Origin of the sequence: Streptococcus intestinihominis (assembly GCF_046824975.1) — a bacterium.
Taxonomy (GTDB): Bacteria; Bacillota; Bacilli; order Lactobacillales; family Streptococcaceae; genus Streptococcus.
In genome coordinates, this window is the sequence record NZ_JBKQBL010000001.1 from 322,298 (window position 1) to 336,440 (window position 14,143).

At 38.8% G+C, this 14,143-nt stretch carries 16 protein-coding genes and 1 riboswitch; of the genes, 9 read left to right on the forward strand and 7 right to left on the reverse strand.

The features are described 5' to 3' along the window. Window positions 1–636 precede the first annotated feature (636 nt). The 7 genes from ACLOR3_RS01680 to ACLOR3_RS01710 all read left to right on the forward strand — a co-directional run bounded on the left by ACLOR3_RS01680 (window position 637) and on the right by ACLOR3_RS01710 (window position 6,718). The gene (locus tag ACLOR3_RS01680; RefSeq protein WP_287516362.1) at window positions 637–1,374 is read left to right on the forward strand and encodes a response regulator transcription factor; all 738 of its coding nucleotides are present in this window, start codon (window positions 637–639) and stop codon (window positions 1,372–1,374) included. Beyond that, the gene (locus ACLOR3_RS01685) at window positions 1,371–2,708 is read left to right on the forward strand and encodes a sensor histidine kinase (RefSeq protein ID WP_287516360.1); all 1,338 of its coding nucleotides are present in this window, start codon (window positions 1,371–1,373) and stop codon (window positions 2,706–2,708) included. The genes ACLOR3_RS01680 and ACLOR3_RS01685 overlap by 4 nt, the downstream gene beginning before the upstream one ends. 200 nt (window positions 2,709–2,908) lie before the next feature. Then, a complete protein-coding gene (locus tag ACLOR3_RS01690) occupies window positions 2,909–3,658 on the forward strand; it encodes an amino acid transporter (protein ID WP_287516359.1) in 750 nt (249 codons plus the stop codon). 52 nt (window positions 3,659–3,710) lie between these two features. Further along, window positions 3,711–4,586 carry an ABC transporter ATP-binding protein gene (locus ACLOR3_RS01695; protein ID WP_287516357.1) on the forward strand — a complete coding sequence of 292 codons (876 nt, stop codon included), beginning with the start codon at window positions 3,711–3,713 and terminating at the stop codon, window positions 4,584–4,586. A 3-nt stretch (window positions 4,587–4,589) separates the two neighbouring features. Beyond that, on the forward strand, window positions 4,590–5,363 hold the full coding sequence (locus ACLOR3_RS01700; protein WP_287516355.1) for an ABC-2 transporter permease family protein: 774 nt from the start codon (window positions 4,590–4,592) through the stop codon (window positions 5,361–5,363). A gap of 205 nt (window positions 5,364–5,568) precedes the next feature. After that, window positions 5,569–6,279 carry an excalibur calcium-binding domain-containing protein gene (locus ACLOR3_RS01705; RefSeq protein ID WP_287516353.1) on the forward strand — a complete coding sequence of 237 codons (711 nt, stop codon included), beginning with the start codon at window positions 5,569–5,571 and terminating at the stop codon, window positions 6,277–6,279. Next, entirely contained in the window at window positions 6,272–6,718 is a 447-nt protein-coding gene (locus tag ACLOR3_RS01710) for a DUF6568 family protein (protein WP_287516351.1), read from the forward strand. Before ACLOR3_RS01705 ends, ACLOR3_RS01710 begins: the two co-directional genes overlap by 8 nt. An 84-nt stretch (window positions 6,719–6,802) precedes the next feature. Here the strand turns inward: ACLOR3_RS01710 and trxA are convergent, their stop codons facing one another. From trxA to ACLOR3_RS01730, 4 genes are all read right to left on the reverse strand, one after another. Continuing rightward, window positions 6,803–7,117 carry a thioredoxin gene (gene trxA / locus ACLOR3_RS01715; RefSeq protein ID WP_195550301.1) on the reverse strand — a complete coding sequence of 105 codons (315 nt, stop codon included), beginning with the start codon at window positions 7,115–7,117 and terminating at the stop codon, window positions 6,803–6,805. A gap of 12 nt (window positions 7,118–7,129) precedes the next feature. After that, window positions 7,130–7,354, reverse strand: a complete 225-nt coding sequence (locus tag ACLOR3_RS01720) for a DUF4649 family protein (protein ID WP_003010037.1) — start codon at window positions 7,352–7,354, stop codon at window positions 7,130–7,132. 243 nt (window positions 7,355–7,597) lie between these two features. Next, the gene (gene rpsO, locus ACLOR3_RS01725) at window positions 7,598–7,867 is read right to left on the reverse strand and encodes a 30S ribosomal protein S15 (protein ID WP_004193424.1); all 270 of its coding nucleotides are present in this window, start codon (window positions 7,865–7,867) and stop codon (window positions 7,598–7,600) included. Between the two features lie 175 nt (window positions 7,868–8,042). After that, entirely contained in the window at window positions 8,043–8,771 is a 729-nt protein-coding gene (locus ACLOR3_RS01730) for a pseudouridine synthase (protein WP_287516343.1), read from the reverse strand. Between the two features lie 171 nt (window positions 8,772–8,942). Between ACLOR3_RS01730 and def the strand changes: the two genes are divergently transcribed. Further along, window positions 8,943–9,557 (forward strand): peptide deformylase, encoded by a 615-nt coding sequence (gene def / locus ACLOR3_RS01735; protein ID WP_048688441.1) that lies wholly within the window; start codon window positions 8,943–8,945, stop codon window positions 9,555–9,557. Between the two features lie 267 nt (window positions 9,558–9,824). On the opposite strand, the gene ACLOR3_RS01740 is transcribed toward def, so the two are convergent. Next, window positions 9,825–10,676: a mechanosensitive ion channel family protein gene (locus ACLOR3_RS01740; protein ID WP_314368894.1), complete on the reverse strand. Its 852-nt coding sequence runs from the start codon at window positions 10,674–10,676 to the stop codon at window positions 9,825–9,827. Window positions 10,677–10,824: 148 nt separating this feature from the next. Here ACLOR3_RS01740 and sstT point away from each other — a divergent pair, with 148 nt between their 5' ends. Next, window positions 10,825–12,042 carry a serine/threonine transporter SstT gene (sstT, locus tag ACLOR3_RS01745; protein ID WP_048688436.1) on the forward strand — a complete coding sequence of 406 codons (1,218 nt, stop codon included), beginning with the start codon at window positions 10,825–10,827 and terminating at the stop codon, window positions 12,040–12,042. A gap of 29 nt (window positions 12,043–12,071) precedes the next feature. Here sstT and ACLOR3_RS01750 read toward each other — a convergent pair whose 3' ends face one another. After that, on the reverse strand, window positions 12,072–13,412 hold the full coding sequence (locus ACLOR3_RS01750; RefSeq protein WP_314368900.1) for an alanine/glycine:cation symporter family protein: 1,341 nt from the start codon (window positions 13,410–13,412) through the stop codon (window positions 12,072–12,074). 156 nt (window positions 13,413–13,568) lie between these two features. Next, window positions 13,569–13,659: riboswitch (glycine riboswitch) on the reverse strand. A 137-nt stretch (window positions 13,660–13,796) separates the two neighbouring features. Continuing rightward, the coding region (locus ACLOR3_RS01755; RefSeq protein WP_412036930.1) for a C69 family dipeptidase at window positions 13,797–14,143 on the reverse strand (347 nt) is incomplete at its 5' end.

Genomic DNA, 14,143 nt, shown 5'->3' on the forward strand with positions numbered 1-14,143 from the left:
CTAGACCTCCTCAAATCAGGTGGCAGCAAGACCCCACTTGAGTCAGCCATGATCATCGGAGCAGATATCTCGACTGACAAACCACTCCGCGATACCATCCAATTCTTGTCTGATACGGTTGATCAGATTATTGCTTACAGTGACGAGTTAGGTCAGTAAGAATTCCTCCAGTGTGGTTTTCTTAATTTTGTTAATTATTTACATAAAAAGTCACCAATTTTTGCTGACTTCAGATTGAAGAAAGAGTTCAAAATGGACTCTTTCTTCAATCTTTTTCTTTTTCTAGAGAAAATTTAAAAAACTTAAGAATAGCATTAAATCAGCATTTCCAAAAACTTTCACTATATGGGGGAATATCTCTATTAGGGCAATTTAAAAATTAGAGATTCATTCTTAGTTTACTGTGCCCGTTTTTTTTTTTTAATAAACATCTACTTTAACCAAAAATGTTCCTTGAGGAGTGTTTATGATAAAATAAGGATTATGGACAAACCATCCAGCTGCAAAAACTATCATTACAGAAAAATGAGAAACCATATTCGGTAAACAAACAGTGTCTTCAAAGACAAGTTAAAGAGAAAATATGACTGATTTTTTTCTAGGATGAAAGGATCAATAGGTTCAGAGGGGAGAAATATGCTAAATATCTTTGTATTAGAAGATGATTTTCTACAACAAACACGTATTGAAACAGCAATCAAGAAATGTATGACAGATCATCATCTAAAGTATAAATACTTAGAGGTATTTGGGAAGCCAACACAATTGTTAGAGGCCATCAAAGAGACAGGAAATCACCAATTCTTTTTTTTAGATATTGAAATTAAAGGGGAAGAAAAAAAAGGAATGGAAATTGCGCGTGAAATTCGTGAAAAAGATCCTAGCGCTTCAATCGTATTCGTAACGACTCACTCAGAATTCATGCCCGTTACCTATCGTTATCGCGTCTCCGCTTTGGATTTTATTGATAAAGGATTAAATGATCAGGATTATCAGGAAGCGATCTCATCTGTTTTGATACATGCTGCTGAGAACGTCAATAAAACAATAGGGGAGGATTCCTTCAGCTTTAAATCAGAGCATTCCCAGATTCAAGTTCCTTTCTCAGATATTCTATATTTTGAGACATCTTCGACCGTTCATAAGGTCGTTTTAACAACTAAAAAAGGACACATGGAATTTTATGGTAAAGTCTCAGATATTGCTAAAACCGACAAGCGACTTTACCAAAGTCATCGAGCTTACGTTGTAAATCCAGAGAATATCGTGCGTATTGATAAAGCAAACCATATTGTTTATTTTGAAAACGATGAATCATGCTTTGTATCACGTTTAAAACTGAAAGGGCTAGTTGAAAAGGTAGATAAAAAATGACTCTAGAGTTTGAAGGTGTGTTTTTTGTTAGTTGGTTAATAAGGTTAGTTATTTTTCAACAAATTAGTTATTCAAAATTTAAATTACCATATTTGTTTTTAATACCTGCCCTACTGACATTGATTGAATACTATTATTATGATGTTGTCTTTTGGGGAGAAATATTATTTTTACCTTCCATCACTTTCTTTCTAAAATCTCGAGAAAGATGGAATTGGTTACAATACATATTCTACTGTTTTTTTACTTTAACAATTTTTGATATGTTGAGCAGTCTATCATCTATCTATTTCCAGTTTTTATTTAGAGTATCAGAGGAGGTTTTAGATAAAAATATCTGGATGGATTGGATACCAATACTATTAACCTTTCCTGTATACATTATATTTTTTAAAATATTTCGAATTAATATCGAGTTACTTTCACAAGAGGTTAGAAATAATAAATTTTCAATGGTAGTAAAGATTTTTAGTATAACGATGATAATCTATTACCTCTTAAGTTATATACTCTCAAGTATACCTACACTTGAATATGCTGGTTTATTTCCTATCCAAATAGACGATATATACTACAAAAGAATAGTTATCTTCAGTTACGTCCCTATCTTTTTAGGTTTTCTATTTTATATCCAACACATTATTAAAGAAAATATCAATATAGAAATTCAAAAGATGAAAGATTCACAGATAGATTCAATAAGTAAATATAGCAATCACATTGAATCTCTTTACAAAGAGGTGAGAAGCTTTCGTCATGATTATACAAATATATTAGTCAGCTTAAATGAATCGATAAAGAAAAGAGATATAGATGAGGTAGAGAGGATCTATAATGCAGTACTAAAAGAGTCTGATAAATCCTTTTACAATAGTCAATACGACATTGCTAAACTTGTTCATTTAAAAAACCTAGCAATGAAATCGGTTGTATCTGCAAAATTGATTGAAGCACAAAATCGAGGAATTGATGTCTCTGTAGAAATAGCTGAACCTATCGGAACTCCTCAAATAGATTTAGTCGATTTTATTACGATACTATCTGTCTTTTTAGATAATGCCATAGAAGCTGCAGTTAACGCAGAAGCTCCAAGAATTAGTTTTACTTATTTTCAAGAGAATGAAAATAAAATTTTAGTTATCTATAATACCACTGCTGACTATAAGATCCATACTAAAAATATTTTCCAATATGGAGTCTCAACCAAAGGAGAGGGACGAGGTATCGGTCTTTCCAATGTCAAACAAATCCTTTCCAAATATCCTAAAGTCACTTTAGAAACAAAAAGTTTAGATCATGAATTTACTCATGAATTAAAGATGTACGAAGGATAACTTTAAAATTAGAATAAATGGTCTGTTTTTTATAATTCCATTCATTATAAAAAACAGACCATTTATTAGATTGATCATTTCTTTTATTAAATTTGAAATATACTGTTGTGTGTAAGAACTTAGAAAACGAAAACCGAGTTACAATTGTTTAGTGAACTCACCCACATTCTGTTTATGATTATAGTTAGGAGAACTAGCCCATGTTTAATAGATTAACAAGCTCTGTCTTTCAGTCTATCTTGAAAAGGAGAGATACGAAGATCTTCTTATCCTTTTGTCTATTACCTATCCTTGTTCCATTTTTGGCAGGAAATATGGAAGATATGAAAACCGACTATACAAATAGTTTTTTATCTTTCTTTGATATCACTCTTTTAACACAGTATCGTTTAACAATCCCAGTACTCATTTTTTCCATATTGATTTCTTCCGTTTTTAGAGATGAAATTGATAGCAAGATCATGTTTTTATACAAAGATATTAAGCGTTCTAAAATTTTCAACGCAAAAATACTCGGACTATTTTTAGTTTATATCCTCTATTTATCTGGAACTTTTTTTGCAACTTTCATTACTTATTATGGCATTATGTTACCTAGATTTGGAGTTGATTCTAACTTCTTACCTTCAAGCTCGATTTTAGTAGAGAAATCCATCTTGTCAATTCTTTCTGTGGTTTTACTTAATCTTATAACAACCGTCATGGTTGCGATGGTTTCCATTAAATCTAAGACCTTAGTGGCTGTTTTAGTAGGAATCTTCTTCACTTTATTTGCCTTCACAGCTCCCTTACTGATTGGAGTAAAGTATGTGATTCCAACCACTTATGCAAATGCTTTACAAGCAGGTGAGTTCGGTTTAACGCTGTTCATCATCATTGGATTGTCTTGCATTTACTTCTTACCTAGCTATTTCTCAGCTAGAAAGAATTTTGAAAGAATAGAGTTTTAAAAAGAGCAAGCTGACTCATTTATTATTTAAAAAAATTGAAAGGAAACTAGATATGCTAAAAATTGAAAGTATTTCAAAAAAATTTGTTGGGAATGACTTTTATTCACTCAAAGATGTCAGTATGGAAATCAATAAGGGTGAGATTGTCGGTTTGATTGGTAGAAATGGTGCGGGTAAATCTACACTCATGAAGCTAATGGCAAAATCACTAAAACCAACTTCTGGAGTTATTACCTATAAAGGGATCGATATTCATAGTAAAGACAATGTATTAACAGACTTTGGTATTATGATCGATCCAGTATTCTACCCAGAAATGTCCATTATTGATAACTTAAAATTTTATCTACGTTTACATGGGAAAGAGGAGCTTTTTTTAAATATTGAACCAACTCTGAAATTGGTAGAACTATGGGAAGCTAGAAATAGAAAACCAAAAGGATTTTCTTTTGGTATGAAGCAAAGGACAGCCTTGGCAATTGCTTTGGTTGCCGAACCAGACTTCCTTATTCTAGATGAACCATTCGTTGGACTAGATCCGATTGGTGTTCAGAAATTAATTGATATTTTGAAAAAATGGTCTAATGAGAGACAAATTTCAATGCTTATTTCTAGCCACCAATTAGGAGAGCTAGAAGCCTTGTGCGAACGTTATGTCTATATTGAGGCAGGGCAGTTAGCAGATGCTTTTGACGGTGCAGCTTCTCCTAGTTTGCTTGTGTACTTGAAGGAGACTAAGAATCTTGAAGGGATTCAGTCTTTATTAAGTGATAATGTCATTCTAGAAGGCAGCGTTTTAGACATTTCGACAAACATATCCTCTGAACAGGTTAATGAGATTTTTAAAATATTAGGAAATCATACCTTGATTGAGAAGATAGAGGTGAAAGAGAACCACCTAAAAGAGATCTTTACGAAAGGACAGTAACATATGAAACAAATCTTACCTGCCATTTTCACATCTGTCTGGAAGCGTAAAGAAACCAAGATTTACCTGCTGTTCGTTTTATTTCCAGTTATCTTTCTTCTAGCTTCCTTTTTTGGAAAATCTAATTTCATGCAAATTTCCGTAATAGGAGATAATAGAGTAAGTGGGATAGCCTTTCTAGATATGATGATCAGTTCAGCAGATTCATTTATCTTACCTACTCTTGCAATCTATTTCTTGACAATTTCTGTCTTTAGACGAGAGATAGATGATCATACTATGTTCCTATATAGAGATTTAAGCCGTAAGAATATATTTTTTTCAAAATATCTTAGTTTACTCTCAATCTTGGTACTATTTTATATTCTATTTACTTGTGTTTCTACAACAGTCTATTTTACCAGGGTCGTTCAGTTTCCTTTTGCGTCGAATACCTTTTTTGATAACGATTTATCTATTACTTTATCAACTCTAGAGGATATTTTTGGAATCTTTTTAAAAGACATTTTTTCAGTAACTGTCGCCTCTGTGTTATGCCTTTATTTAAAAACAGGCTCAACCATAGTGGTAGCTATTATTTTAACAATTGCAAGCATGATGACTTCCATGATCGGCGGAGGCATTGCAATGCTTTTCCCGAATGGATATAACAGATTGCTTAATGACGACATTTTGTCCACTCCACAAGCATTCTTGGGAGCACTGGGCATTACCCTCGTCTATGCCTTTATTCTCCTAATCATTGGTTCTAAAAAGTTTCAAAATTTGGAGTTTTAACAATGATAGCTTATCCTACTTCCTATGACCTAATGATGTATGCCTTATCTACAATTTGCAGTAGAAAGATAAATATCTCTCTGTATCAGGCTCAGATTTTTCTGAGTCTTTTTGTATTCAAAAAATATCACTAAATAGCGATTGAAAACGTTGCCATTTTATGATATGATGTCCTTGGATATATGTATCCGAAGGGAGAAAAAATATGAAAAAATGGTTGATTTTAACTACTTTAACTGCTCTACTATTAGGAGCCTGCTCAACGGAAAATGAAGTTTCCGAACAAGATTCTGATAAACAAACTGCCTTAGTTCAGAAAGAAGATAAAAATAAATCAGAGAAAAGCGACAAGGAGAAAAAAGAAAAAGCAGAAAAAGAAAAATTGGAGATAGAAAAGAAGGAAAAAGAAAAAAAGGCTGAAGAAGCCAAAAAAGCAGAAGATGCCAAAAAGGCTGAAGAAGCCAAAAAAGCAGAGGATGCCAAAAAGGCTGAAGAAGCCAAAAAAGCAGAGGACGCCAAAAAGGCTGAAGAAGCCAAAAAAGCAGAGGATGCTGAGAAAGCCGTTCAAACATTAGAAGCGAACCAAGTAACTGAAAACGTTGCTCCTGCTCAAGCCGCTATCTCAAATGTAGCAGATCAAGGAATAAAGGATAGCTTAACTTACCGAGTCGGATTGGTACAAAATGCTATTAATATCAGAGCGCAACAAGCTGCTGAAGCTGAACAAGCTCGACAAGCTGCTGAGGCTGAACAAGCTCGACAAGCCCAACAACAAGCATTTGCTTCACAACCTCAACAAGGGGCTTATCGAAATTGTCGTGAAGCACGCGCGGCAGGTGCTGCACCACTATACAGAGGACAACCTGGATATGGTTCTCATCTTGATAGAGATGGTGACGGTGTTGCTTGTGAATAAGAAATTTCTCACCATTTTATATTCAATTTCACTTCTTTTACTTGCTTTTCTTTTCCTTATGATTAGAAAAAAGGAAATAAACACTCCAACTACCTATAAAGAAGCTATGCAATATGTTCAGAAGGTATCTTTATCTGACATTCGGTCCAAAATTAAGCACAAGGAGAAGTTTACACTCTTTATAGGACGAGAATCTTGCCCGTACTGCCAAAAATTTGCTCCAAAGCTAGCAGTAGCCATTCAAAAATCTAATAAGATTGTTTATTATCTTGATAATGATTCTTCTGAGCGAAAAGAAATTACGAAATTTGCCCATGATTTAGACGTCAAGACAGTCCCAAATCTTTCAAATTTTATTCATGGTTCAAAAGTTAATCAATTAGATAAAGGTAGCAAAGCAAGTGTGGAAGAAATTTTGGATTTTATCACGAAAGAATAGTTAATCGAAGTTAATTTCTTCTAAACAAATATGGTTGAATTTCTGACATAAAAAAGATTGGAACATAGCTCCAATCTTTTTTTCTTAACTAAACTCAGCCACAATAGCTTTGATTTGGTCTGCTGTGTGTACACCTGCTACTTGTTTGACAACTTGCCCATCTTTTTTGAAAAGAAGAGTAGGGATAGACATAATGCCGAAAGCACGCGCTGTATTTGGATTTTCGTCAACGTCCATTTTAACGATTTTTAAGACATCTTCTGAAAGTTCTTCAGACAATTTATCCAAGATTGGTCCTTGCATACGACATGGACCACACCAGGTCGCCCAGAAGTCTACCAAGATCAATCCTTCTTTCGTTTCTGCTTCAAATGTTGCGTCTGTAATTGCTTTTGCCATTGTTTTTCTCCTTTAGTTTTTGTATTGATCGAGGTCTTGCTTCATCAAATAGAAGAAGACATCTCCGTAAGTTCCATGGTAATCGAGTTCGTGCCCATTATAGGTCAATTTTTGTACAGGATAGTAATCCGCTACACCGATCAAGCAGGTCTGTTGGGAGCGTTCAAATTCTTCATAGGAATCAAAATGCATGACTCTTTCTTGTTTTGCACCATCTAGATATGTAATATCAATCATATCGATAACCTCTATTTCTTAAGATGTGTCTATTGTAACTCCGTTAATTACATCTGTCAAACAAAACGACTTACTCAGAATCATGAATCTTGTCCGAAAAAAGATAACAAAAAAGCCCTCTGAATTCAGAGGGCTCCATTCTTGCTGTATAAAACGTTTCTAGACAAGGCGACGAACCGAAGATTGTACTGACGGTACATCGAGGCGAAGTCAACGAAGTATAGAAACGTTTTAGACGCAAGATTAACGACGAAGTCCAAGAGAGTTGATCAACTCACGGTAACGGTTAACGTCGTTCTTACGAAGGTAAGCCAACAAGTTACGACGGCGACCGATTTTCTTCATCAAACCACGGTAAGTAGCGTGGTCTTTTTTGTGTTGTTTGATGTGGTCGTTCAAGTGGTTGATTTCCCAAGTAAGGACAGCAACTTGTACTTCTACTGAACCAGTGTCACCTTCGTGACGTGCGTATTGTGCAATGATTTCATTTTTTTTCTCTTTTGAGATTGCCATGATAAGCTCCTTTTCTTTATGCTCTATCCGAGTGGCAGGTTTGGCATAGCCTGCTACCAAGAAAGAGTTAGTTGTCTATTCGACCTATTCATTCTACCAAGATTTCATCTTTCTGTCAAACACTTCTGCTTTTTCCAACAGAGTTCTTCAAACCCAAGACTACAATGACTTCTCATTATAGGTTGACCCGAAAGTCAGTTAAGAGCTTTATTTCTTCTGCTGTCAATCTACGCCACTCCCCTAATTCGAGACTAGGATCCAAGCTCAAGGGTCCCATGGAAATCCGCTCGAGATCGGTGACTTCCTTGCCACAAGCTGCGACCATGCGCTTGACCTGGTGGAATTTTCCTTCAGCGATGCGGATCTGAACCAAGCAACTATTAGCTTCTCGATCAACTTCCAACATTTCCAACTCAGCTGGCAGGGTGGTGAAATCCTTCAATTCTATTCCTTCTTTGAAGCGGACGACATCTTCCTGGGTCATGATGCCAGCTACTTGGGCACGGTAGACCTTGTCCACATGTTTCTTAGGCGATAACATGGCATGAGCCAACTTACCATTATTGGTCAAGAGGAGTAAGCCATGGGTATCGATATCTAGCCGTCCGATAGGAAAGACTTCCTTGCGTCTGGCCGTGTCATCTAGCAAATCTAAGACTGTTTGATGGTGGTCATCTTCCGTTGCTGAAATGACCCCTTTGGGTTTATTGAGCAGATAGTATACAAACTCTTCATGGAATAAACTTTCTCCCAGATAGGTCACTTGATCCTTATCTGGATCAATATGAACCTTGGCAGAGGTTTCCACCTTTCCATTGACCTGAATCTTTTTTTGCTTGAGGACTTGCTTGACTTCTGTCCGACTTCCCACTCCACAGTCCACTAAATATTTATCTAGACGCATGCTTGTCTCCTTCATTCTTCTTATCATTATACCATGAACCGGACTAGGATTCTTTCCTTTTCTAGTTTACAGTCCGTCTAGTCCATTAGCACCCATCAATCAATTGGCAAACTTTCATTCTAAAAGGAATTATGATATGATGGTTTCTAGAAAAAAGGAGTGAATGAGAACATGTCTGCAATCGAAACTATTACAAAAGCTGCCCATCTAATTGATATGAATGATATTATCCGCGAAGGCCACCCAACTTTACGTGCTATTGCTGAAGAGGTCACTTTCCCACTGTCAGATCAAGACATTATCCTAGGGGAAAAAATGATGCAGTTCTTGCACCATTCGCAGGATCCTGTCATGGCAGAAAAATTGGGTCTTCGAGGTGGAGTTGGACTAGCGGCCCCTCAGTTAGATATTTCTAAGCGCATCATTGCCGTTCTCGTCCCAAATCCAGAGGACGAAGAAGGAAATCCTCCAAAAGAAGCCTACTCCATCCAAGAAGTCATGTACAATCCTAAAATTGTCTCCCACTCAGTCCAAGATGCGGCTCTAGGAGATGGCGAAGGGTGTCTCTCTGTAGACCGCAACGTTCCTGGTTATGTGGTTCGCCACGCGCGTGTAACGGTAGACTACTATGACAAGACCGGAGAAAAGCACCGTATCAAACTCAAAGGCTACAACTCCATCGTAGTTCAACACGAAATCGACCACATCAATGGCGTTATGTTCTACGATCGGATCAATCCTAAGGATCCTTTCGCTGTCAAAGATGGCATGCTCATTTTAGAATAAGAAAAAAGTATTTTTAAAAACTTTCCTTAGGTGAGTACGGACGCCAGCGAACTTCTACGAAGTTCCATGACTAATTATTGAGCCTAAGGTCTCAATAATTCCGAGTGCTTGAAATCACTGTATTTCAAGCACTTTTTTCACGGCGGAAAGTTTCATATTTACTTAAAAGATTCAAAGTAATAGAAATTATTTTTTAAACATTATCTAGCTATTTTAAGTAGAAAAGTTTGTCTATATTCTAAAAAAAGACCCATGGGTCTTTTTTTGTTAGGGTGTGACAGAGAAAGTGGTTGGAATCTCGATGCCATTTTGTAAGAGGGCATCATGATAGAGTTTGTAATAAAGATGGTAAATGGCCACTTGGCTTCCAGACTGGACCATCATGGCGACGCGGAAGGAATAGCGACCCGTCCCCTTTTCGATTTGAGGGCCTAAAATCGTCGGACCATCTAAGATTTCTGGATGTTTCTGGGCTTGCTCATCGTTGACTTGCTGGAAGATTTGATAGATTTTGTCTAGGTCAGTTTGAGCAGAAATCGGCATATCGATGAGGACGCGCTGGTTGCCCCGAGAAAGATTGCTGACAACCATAATATTGCGATTGGGTACATAATGCAAAGTCCCATCTGCATCTCGCACCTGGGTCGTCCGAATGCCCACACTAGAGACGGTTCCAGCGATGGTGATCGGACCATTGGTCAAACGAACAGTATCTCCGACGTCTATCTGACGTTCCAGAAGAATAAAGAACCCATTGACCAAGTCTGATAGGAAGCCCTGTGCTCCTAACCCGATGGCAACTCCGGCAATTCCAGCACCTGCTAAGAGACTAGAGACTGGCAAGCCCAAGATAGAAAGAATCCAGTAGATCAGGATAAAATAGAGGCAGTAATTCAACAGACTCTCTACCAGCCTTAAAATAGTATTCCTGCGCGCTTCGTCTTGGCCTACATAATTCAGAGAAGGCTTCAAGATGCGTTTCACCAAACTATGGATTAGTTTTTTTGCAAGCAAAAATAAGACGAATAAGATAGCTAACGAAATCAATTTCGAAACCAACTCATCCATGATCTTGGTCCAATCAAACTGACTGACATAGCGAGAAAAAATGTTTTTCATACCTTCTATCACTCTCCTTCTCTCTTTTCCTTGTTTGATTATATCAGATTTTAACCTTTAGAACCAGTAACCTCCTCCTATACTCACCTTGATTTTAAGATTTAACTATCGTATAATGGACGGTAAACTTTCAATAAAGGAGGTCCTTATGGTTAAACGACTCATTCAAACTTGGAATAAAACCAACCTGATGAAGCGGATTGCAATCGGAATCTTCGTTGGAGCCCTTTTAGCTCTGCTACTTCCTAAAGCATCTGCAATTGGTCTATTAGGGGAAATCTTTGTAGGAGGCTTGCGAGCTATTGCTCCTCTTCTAGTCTTCGCCCTTGTCGCTAACGCCCTCTCCCAGCACCAAAAGGGAACTCAAACCAATATGAAATCAGTCATTGTCCTCTACCTCCTGGGAACTTTTGCGGCAGCCTTGGTAGCGGTCCTGGTGAACTATCTCTTTCCTATTACCATTTCTTTAACAGGAACTAGTGCTGAAGGAACTTCTCCCGATGGACTAGGGGAAGTCATCAGCAACCTTCTCTTAAAAATCGTGGACAACCCGCTCAATGCCCTTATTCAGGCTAATTATATCGGGATTCTATCCTGGGCCGTCGTCTTTGGTGTTGCTATGAGAGAAGCGAGTGAGCACAGCAAGGACCTCCTTCAAACCCTGGCAGATATAACTTCCAAGATTGTCGAATGGATCATTAACCTTGCGCCATTTGGGATTCTTGGCTTGGTCTATACAACGATTGCAGGACAAGGATTTGATGGACTTAAAAGCTATGGCCTCCTCTTACTTCTCTTGGTTGGCACCATGTTCTTCGTCGCTCTAGTCATCAACCCGATTTTTGTCTACATCATGATTCGCAAAAATCCTTATCCGCTCGTCTTCAAATGTCTACGAGTCAGTGGACTGACTGCCTTCTTTACTAGAAGCTCTGCTGCTAACATCCCTGTCAATATGAAGCTCTGTAAGGAACTAGGTCTTAACCCTGATACTTACTCGGTCTCTATCCCTCTGGGATCTACTATTAATATGGCCGGAGCTGCCGTTACCATTAATACCCTGACCCTAGCTGCTGTCAACACCTTAGGCATTCAGGTCGATTTTGGGACTGCCCTGGTCCTCAGTATCGTTGCAGCCGTTTCAGCCTGTGGGGCTTCTGGTGTAGCCGGCGGTTCCCTCCTCTTGATTCCTGTCGCCTGCAGCCTCTTTGGTATCGACAATGATATCGCAATGCAAGTGGTTAGTGTAGGCTTCATTATCGGTGTTATCCAAGATTCTTGTGAAACAGCCCTTAACTCATCGACAGATGTCCTCTTTACAGCCATTTCAGAAATGAAAGATTGGCCCAAAGAAAAACGCTATTAAGACAGAAATACCAGATTACACGATCTGGTCTATTTCTTTTTCTTAAAATACCGTTTGCTTTCCTTTAGAACAATAGGCGATAAGGCTAACAAGGCGATGAGATTCGGCAAGGCCATCAGTCCATTCACAATATCGGCAATGATCCAGACCAACTCCAACTGAAGAAAGCCACCTACCCCCACCATCAGGATAAACAGAAGACGGTAATAGGGAATGAGTTTAACACCCGCCAAAAATTCGACACAGCGTTCACCATAATAAGACCAACCCAAAATGGTCGTCGTCGCAAACAAGACCAAACAAAGAGTCAGAATGATCCCACCGATGTGGCCAAAGGTCGAGATAAAGACCTGTTGGGTCAAATCACTCCCAACTTGCCCCACTGTTGTCCACTGGCCAGATACTAAAATAGCCAGACCAGTTAGGCTACAAATAATAATGGTATCGATGAAGGTCCCAGTCATAGAAATCAAACCTTGCTCCACCGGCTCTTCCGTCTTCGCTGCAGCTGCTGCAATCGGTGCCGATCCCAGTCCTGACTCATTGGAGAACACTCCACGCGCCACCCCTTTTTGAATCGCCTCTTTCACCAAGGCTCCTGAAAAACCACCGATAGCCGCGGTTCCTGTAAAAGCACCTTGGAAAACTTGAGATAGAACGGTCGGCACTTGGTCCATATTCAAGACAATAATGTAAACTGTCGCGAAGATATAGGCTGCAGCCATAAAAGGAACCACCTTTTCGGAAACCTTGGAAATCCAATGAATTCCCCCAAATATGACAGCCGAAACGATTCCTGCAATGACCAGACTAGCGACTTGTGGGGAAAGTTGAAAACTAGTCTTCAAAGCGCCCGTAATGGCATTCACCTGGGTCATGGTTCCAATCCCAAAGAGAGCCACCAAGACACCTGCCAGGGCAAAGAAGATGGCAAGGGGGCGCCACTTCTCCCCCATCCCATGGAGAATGTAGTACATGGGTCCTCCTGAAATATGACCATTGTCATCCTTGGTCCGGTAGCGAATGGCCAACAAACCTTCTGCATACTTGGTCGCCATCCCAAAGAAGGCCGCCATCCACATCCAAAAGAGGGCACCTGGACCTCCTGTCTGAATAGCTGTCGCTACTCCGACAATATTTCCTGTCCCAACTGTCGCCGCCAAGGCTGTTGCCAAGGCTCCGAAGCTAGAGATATCCCCTTCTCCTTGATCTTCTGTAAAAATGAGCCGAAAGGCTTGGGGTAAACGAAAAACTTGAAGCAAGCCCAAGCGGAAGCTCAGATAAATCCCAGTCCCCACCAAGAGGATCAAAAGGGGAGCCCCCCAGACCACATTATCTACTTGTTTAAAAAATGCCAGCCAATTTGTCATCCTTATCTATTTCTCCTTTTATCATTTGTCTAGCTTTAGAAAGGGATAGCCATCCACTTCCTCCACATCATCCAAGCAATCATCCAAGGAGAAAAAGAAAGAGCACATGTCAAAACATGTACTCTGGTGCTCCAAATAAAAACCAAAAAGGCTTCTATCTTTTGCTCTGTCCTTTTACCTGAGAGTTTGAGTAGAATGCTCTACCTTGCCCCTTCGGTGCCTTTACGGTCTCTCCAGAGTTCCGTCCATTTCACAGTCATAGGAAGGCCCTACTTCTGAAAAACTTCATCCGGTATGATGTTTAATTTGTTCTATTTTAGCATAATTTGAAAAGAAGGTCAATGTTTTCAGAAACTACCCTGAAAATAGTACAACTTAACCCAACTAGTCACTCAAAGAGAAATGGTTGGTCATCAGGTTGCTAGCATCCAACAAGACCTTATCCAATAAGCGATCCGTCGCTTCTTGAATCTGATTACTCATTTCCTGATTTTCTCTTTCGAAATCAACGGTTTGTCCTGCTGCCAAGGCTTGATCCACTCGTCCAATCCGGGCATGCCCAAGGGCCATAGTGCTTTCTTGGTAATCTTCTAAATCTCCAACATGATGACTATAGTGGGCATCTGCCAGACCAGCAATAATCCGATTGGTCCAATAGAAGGAATCCGTCGTCACTTTTTCTGTCGTATTGGCAAAATAATCCGGTGTCGTATCGACCTGGGTAAAGAAAG

Bases quoted from the DNA above. Each gene is read 5' to 3' on its own strand.
- ACLOR3_RS01680 (WP_287516362.1), top strand. From the start codon at position 637: ATGCTAAATATCTTTGTATTAGAAGATGATTTTCTACAACAAACACGT.
- ACLOR3_RS01685 (WP_287516360.1), top strand. From the start codon at position 1,371: ATGACTCTAGAGTTTGAAGGTGTGTTTTTTGTTAGTTGGTTAATAAGG.
- ACLOR3_RS01690 (WP_287516359.1), top strand. From the start codon at position 2,909: ATGTTTAATAGATTAACAAGCTCTGTCTTTCAGTCTATCTTGAAAAGG.
- ACLOR3_RS01695 (WP_287516357.1), top strand. From the start codon at position 3,711: ATGCTAAAAATTGAAAGTATTTCAAAAAAATTTGTTGGGAATGACTTT.
- ACLOR3_RS01700 (WP_287516355.1), top strand. From the start codon at position 4,590: ATGAAACAAATCTTACCTGCCATTTTCACATCTGTCTGGAAGCGTAAA.
- ACLOR3_RS01705 (WP_287516353.1), top strand. From the start codon at position 5,569: ATGAAAAAATGGTTGATTTTAACTACTTTAACTGCTCTACTATTAGGA.
- trxA (WP_195550301.1), bottom strand. From the start codon at position 7,117: ATGGCAAAAGCAATTACAGACGCAACATTTGAAGCAGAAACGAAAGAA.
- ACLOR3_RS01720 (WP_003010037.1), bottom strand. From the start codon at position 7,354: ATGATTGATATTACATATCTAGATGGTGCAAAACAAGAAAGAGTCATG.
- rpsO (WP_004193424.1), bottom strand. From the start codon at position 7,867: ATGGCAATCTCAAAAGAGAAAAAAAATGAAATCATTGCACAATACGCA.
- ACLOR3_RS01730 (WP_287516343.1), bottom strand. From the start codon at position 8,771: ATGCGTCTAGATAAATATTTAGTGGACTGTGGAGTGGGAAGTCGGACA.
- def (WP_048688441.1), top strand. From the start codon at position 8,943: ATGTCTGCAATCGAAACTATTACAAAAGCTGCCCATCTAATTGATATG.
- ACLOR3_RS01740 (WP_314368894.1), bottom strand. From the start codon at position 10,676: ATGAAAAACATTTTTTCTCGCTATGTCAGTCAGTTTGATTGGACCAAG.
- sstT (WP_048688436.1), top strand. From the start codon at position 10,825: ATGGTTAAACGACTCATTCAAACTTGGAATAAAACCAACCTGATGAAG.
- ACLOR3_RS01750 (WP_314368900.1), bottom strand. From the start codon at position 13,412: ATGACAAATTGGCTGGCATTTTTTAAACAAGTAGATAATGTGGTCTGG.